We start from the raw sequence: 363 nt of genomic DNA, 5'->3' as shown, positions 1-363 counted from the left end.
CCGGGTCTCCGCGCGGCGCCGGGTGACGCGTCTGGCGGTCTCCTGCATGACGGCTCCTCCCGTTCGATACAGGAATGTATCCGATACAGCGATGTATCGAAAGAGGGTCCACAGGGGCCCACGGTGCACGGCGCCCCACGAAGCACCGCTCGAAGCTCGCTGATCGAATTGGAACGTATTTTCGAATACGGAGTACGCTGGCCCCATGGCCACGCACCTCCAGGGCTCCCTGTTCGACCAGACCGACGCGCTGCGCCTGGGCCCCTTGCGCGGGCTGCGCCGGACCGTGCTCGGCGCCGGCGCCTGGATCGATGTCCTGCCCGGCTGGCTGACCGGCGCCGATACCCTGTTCGAACGGCTCGC

Annotated in this window: 1 pseudogene; it reads left to right on the top strand. The window is 67.8% G+C overall.

The annotated features are described in order from the left end of the window. Positions 1-205: 205 nt before the first annotated feature. Positions 206-363: pseudogene (locus CCN72_RS40525) on the top strand (alpha-ketoglutarate-dependent dioxygenase AlkB); the annotation flags it as partial.

The organism is Streptomyces murinus, from assembly GCF_002154555.1.
Taxonomy (GTDB): domain Bacteria; phylum Actinomycetota; class Actinomycetes; order Streptomycetales; family Streptomycetaceae; genus Streptomyces; species Streptomyces murinus.
Note: the sequence above shows the minus strand (reverse complement) of the source record. Positions and strands in the feature narration are given on the sequence as shown.